Source organism: Streptomyces sp. 8L (assembly GCF_020176795.1).
Lineage (GTDB): Bacteria > Actinomycetota > Actinomycetes > Streptomycetales > Streptomycetaceae > Streptomyces.
This window is the reverse complement of record NZ_JAIUKE010000388.1, coordinates 1-4,759: the sequence shown is the minus strand read 5'-3', so window position 1 is coordinate 4,759 and position 4,759 is coordinate 1. Positions and strand designations below refer to the sequence as shown.

Below are 4,759 nucleotides of genomic sequence, written 5' to 3'. Positions count from 1 at the left end.
GGCCAGGGGCAGGCGGGGCGGAGGCGGCAGAGGGACTTCGCGTCGCCGGCGCGCCGAGCCGGGAGGCTGCCCGCGACTGACGGCCAGGCCGCGGAGGTCAGTCGCGGGACGTCTCCGCCCAGATCGTCTTCCCGCGCGGCGAGGGCCGCGTCCCCCAGCGGTCGGCCATCTGGGCGACGATGAACAGCCCCCGGCCGCCCTCGTCCAGCGTCCTCGCGTGCCGCAGATGCGGACTCGTCGGCGAGGCGTCCTTGACCTCCACCGTCAGTACCCGGCCCAGGATCAGACCCAGGCTCAGGGGCGGCGTGCCGTACCGCACGGCGTTCGTCACCAGTTCGCTGACGATCAGCTCCGCCCTGAACGCGGCCTCGCCGCCCACCCGTTCCGAGAGCCACGCGCCCGCCCGGGCGCGAGCTCTGGCCGGCGCCTGCTTGCCCAGGTCCAGGGGCCAGGAGACCGCGGTGTCCGCGGAGAGCCCGGTCGTCCTCGTGGCGAGGAAGACCGTGTCGCCGTCCGCCCGCGCCGTGTCGCCCGCGAGCGCCAGCGCGTCGCACACGTCCTGTACGGAGCCGGACGCCGTCGTCTCCCGCAGGATGGGGCCGACCCGCGCCTCGGGCGACGCCGACATCATCAGCGTGCTGCCCTCGGGCAGTTCGGTGGTGACCGACGCGAACGGCGCCACGTCCGGGTCCCCGAGCGCCGGGCCCTCGGGGGCGCCGAGCGGGGTGAACACACCGTCGGGCCCGGCCAGCCACGGATCGGCGCCGCCCGCGCGTGCCGCGGTGCAGCTCCCGTCGCCCGCGTCGTACACCGCGTACACGCAGGCGACGGTCAGCGGCTCGTCCCGCAGCTGGTCGTGCGCGGGCAGGGCGCGCCGCTCGGCGGCGAGCTGCGACACCGTCTCGTCGAGGCGGGCGAGGAGTTCGTCCGGCTCGATGCCGAGGGTGGCGAAGGCCCGGACCGCGGTCCGCACCTGCCCCATCGCCGTTGCCGCGTGGATGCCCTGACCCGCGACCTCGCCCACCACGAACGCGCTGCACGCGCCGGAGAGCGGGATCACGTCGTACCACGCGCCGCCGCCCGCCGTTCCCGGCAGATAGGTGTGTGCCGTCCGCACTCCGAGCGGCGGGTCCGTCGAGCGCTGCGGCAGCAGCCTGCGCTGTACGGTCGCGGCCAACGCCCGCTCGTGGGCGTAGCGCCGTGCGTTGTCGACGGCGAGCGCCGCGTGCGCGGCGATCTCGACCGCCGTCGCGACCTCGTCCGTCAGGTACGGCTCCGACCGGCCCACGCGGTACAGGGTCAGCAGGCCGAGCGCGCCGCCGCGCAGAGCGAGCGGTACCACGAGCAGGCTGTGCGCGCCGTGCGGCGCCCGCTTGGCGCTGTCGGGGAGGGCGGCACCCGCGCGCAGGTCGAGCAGGCGCGGTTGCAGGTCGGCGAGCGCCAGCGTCTCCGGGCTCGGACCGTGCAGCGAGCGGACCTCCCCGGCCCGGCCGCGGACTCCGGGACCGCCTTCGTCCAGCTCCGTCCGGTGCGCGCCGTCGGCCCCGGCCGCGACGCCCCCGCCGTGCGGCGCCTTCGGCGGGGAGGGGGCATCGGCGTCCCGCGACGGGCCGCCACGATCGCCCGCGCAGGCGGTGCCTCCCGCCTCCAGCGGGACGCCCGCCACCGCCGCGCACCGCAGCAGCGGCGGGGAGACGCTGTCGGGCGAGGGCGGTTCCGCGCCCCGCACCACGCTGTCGGCGATCTCCACCTCCGCCCGGTCCGCGAACCCCGGCGCCAGCGTGTCCGCGAGGTCCTGGCAGGTCGCCACGACGTCCAGCGTCCTGCCGACGCTCTCGCGCTCGGTGGCGAGCAGCTCGGCCAGCACCTTCGCACGCTCGCGCTCTGTGCGGTCCACGACGACGAGAGCCAGGCCCAGCACGCGCCCGTCCGCGCCGTGCAGCCGGAACCCGGACACCGAGTAGAGCCGCTCCCGCGTCCGCTCCTCGTCCTCGTAGCCGCGTACGGTCCGCTCGACCGCGGGCACGCCGGTGGCGAGGATCTGGCGCGCGACTGCCTCCTGCGCCGCGGGGTCCGCCAGGCGGTACACCTCGTCGAAGCGGCGCCCGGTGAAGCCCCCGGGCGGCCGCTCCCGCGTCGCGCTGGTACCGCTGCTGACGCTGACGACCCGCAGATCCGTGTCGAGGACGTGCAGGCCGACGGGTGACTGGCCGAACAGCGCCTCCAGTACCGCCTCGTCCCAGACCACGGACTCCGGCTCCGCGGGCTCGTCGGCCGCCAGCTCCACCGTCCAGTACAGCGGGACCCCGGCCCTTCCGCCGGCCGCCATGCCGACCGCCGCGCCCCTCGCGTCCTGGACGTCGGGTACGTCCTCCTTGCCGTCCGCGAGCCGCGGCCGTACGCGCAGCGCGACCTCGCGCGACGACGTCGCCCAGACGACCGACCGGCCCAGCGCCTCCGCGTCGGAGAGCCCGAAGACGCGCTGGGCCCGTTCGCTCCAGCGCCGCACCGTGCCCGCGCCGTCCACGACGAGCAGCGGCTCGTCGCCGGGCGGCCCCGACCGCTCCTTCGCCACCTCGGGCTCCCTTCGCTCGCTCCGGCAATCGCCGCACCGCGGGGCATTCCGGCCGTACAGGGCAACGGTGCCAACACCGCGGCGGAACGGCGACCCGAGATCGCCGCCCGACGGGCAGGGGCACCGAACCCGGAGCCTGGAGCGCCAGGGGCCCGGCGCGACCGCCAGGACCGGGAGGTGCGCACTGCGGAGGCCGGAGGATCACCGGGCGGCGGCGGGGGAGGCACGGCCGGGTGGCGGCCGAGAAGGCGCCGGGGGCCTGCCGGGAAGCGGCGGCGCAGCGCCGCGACGATGAGCCGACTTGCTTACTTGTCGGGCGGCTAGTAAGTTACTTGTCGACCGGTAAGTAAGCGGGCGGAGCGCCGCGCACCCCGCCGAGGGCAGAACGGACGGACCTTTCCTGATGACCGCAGAAGCAACGGGCGCCGCGCCCCCCGCGCGGCTTTCGCCCCGGGAGATCATGGCCGCGATGGTCGCCCTCCTGATCGCCATGCTGCTGGCGATGCTGGACAACACGATCGTGGCGCCCGCGCTGCCGACGATCGTCGGCGATCTCGGCGGACTTGAGCACCTGTCCTGGGTGACAACCGGCTACATCCTGGCGTCCACCGCCGCCACGCCCATCTGGGGCAAGCTCGGCGACCTCTACGGCCGCAGGAAGACCTTCCTCGCCTCGATCGCCCTGTTCCTGGTCGGCTCCGCCCTGTGCGGCATGGCCCAGAACTTCGACGAACTCGTCGGCTTCCGCGCGCTCCAGGGCCTCGGGGCAGGCGGCCTGATGGTCGGCGTGCTCGCCGTCGTCGCGGACATCGTGCCGCCGCGCGAGCGCAGCAAGTACCAGGGCGTGATGATGGCCGCCATGCCGGTCGCGATGATCGGCGGCCCGCTGGTCGGCGGCTTCATCACCGACCACCTCACCTGGCGCTGGGCCTTCTACGTCAACCTGCCGCTCGGCGTGATCGCGCTGGCCGTCGCCTGGTTCACGCTGCGCACCCTGCCGAAGGGCAACGCCAACGGCGGCAACCGGGTCGACTGGTGGGGCGCCGCGCTCCTGACCACCTGGATCACCGCGCTCGTCCTCCTGACGAGCTGGGGTGGCGGGCAGTACGCCTGGATCTCCGCGCCCATCATCGGCCTCGCGGCGCTGACGGTCGCGGCCTTCATCGCCTTCGTGCTGGTCGAGCGGCGCGTGGCCGATCCGATCATGCCGCTGTCCGTCTTCGCCAACCGCAACTTCTCCCTCGCCGGGACGCTCGCGTTCCTCTCCGGCTTCGCGATGTTCGGCGGCGTGACCTTCCTGCCGCAGTTCCAGCAGTTCGTCCAGGGCGCGTCGGCCACCAACAGCGGACTGCTGCTGATGCCGATGATGATCGCCGCCATGGTCGTCTCCATCGGGAGCGGTACGGTCATCAGCCGCACCGGCCGCTACAAGGTGTTCCTGATCGTCGGGGCGGCCCTGATGGCCGTCGGCCTCGCCCTGTTCGGCACGATGGACACCGCCACCTCGTCGCTGGTCACCGGGCTGTTCATGGTGCCGCTCGGGATCGGACTCGGCGGTCTCATGCAGACCACCACGCTCCTCGCGCAGAGCAGCGCCCCGCTCAAGGACATGGGCGCAGCCACCGGTGCCTCCACCTTCCTGCGCAACATGGGCGGCTCGATCGGCGTCTCGGTGCTCGGCTCCGTGTACGCGAACGGGCTCAGCTCCCGCCTGTCCGGGGTGGGCGGCGGCGCGGGCGCGGGCAACGCGGCGCAGTCCATGACGCCCCAGGCGCTGCGCAAACTGCCCGTCGAGTTCCAGCACATGTTCGCCTCGGCGGTGACCCACGGCATCGTGCACGTCTTCACGGTCGCCGCGATCGTCGCGGCCTGCGGTGTGGTCGTCGCCCTGTGCATCAAGCAGGTGCCGCTGCGCGGCTTCGGCGGCCCGAAGGACGGCAAGGGCTCCACGGCCCCGGTCGAGGCCGCGGTCGAGAGCCCCGGGCAGCGCACCGAGGCGGAGGCCACTCTCTGAGCCGCCCGGTGCGCACCGCGCACCGCGTCCAGCCCAAGGGGTTTCGATGCCGGGTCCCCGGGGCCCCCGCCCCCCCCGCCCCGGGGGGGGGCCCCCCCCGCCCCCCCCCGCCCCCCCCACCCCCCCCCCCCCCCCCCTTCGGGCCCGGAGCTGGCCCCCACGGCGCCACC

General features: G+C 74.9%; 2 protein-coding genes. One reads left to right on the top strand and one right to left on the bottom strand.

The annotated features are described in order from the left end of the window. Positions 1 to 97: 97 nt before the first annotated feature. Positions 98 to 2,575, bottom strand: coding sequence for a SpoIIE family protein phosphatase (locus LCE31_RS27870; protein ID WP_225018994.1), 2,478 nt, complete (start codon positions 2,573 to 2,575; stop codon positions 98 to 100). 403 nt (positions 2,576 to 2,978) lie between these two features. Here LCE31_RS27870 and LCE31_RS27865 point away from each other — a divergent pair, with 403 nt between their 5' ends. Continuing rightward, complete coding sequence (locus LCE31_RS27865) at positions 2,979 to 4,589, top strand: MDR family MFS transporter (RefSeq protein ID WP_225018992.1); 1,611 nt, start codon at positions 2,979 to 2,981, stop codon at positions 4,587 to 4,589. Positions 4,590 to 4,759: the final 170 nt, after the last annotated feature.

Bases quoted from the DNA above. Each gene is read 5' to 3' on its own strand.
- LCE31_RS27865 (WP_225018992.1), top strand. From the start codon at position 2,979: ATGACCGCAGAAGCAACGGGCGCCGCGCCCCCCGCGCGGCTTTCGCCC.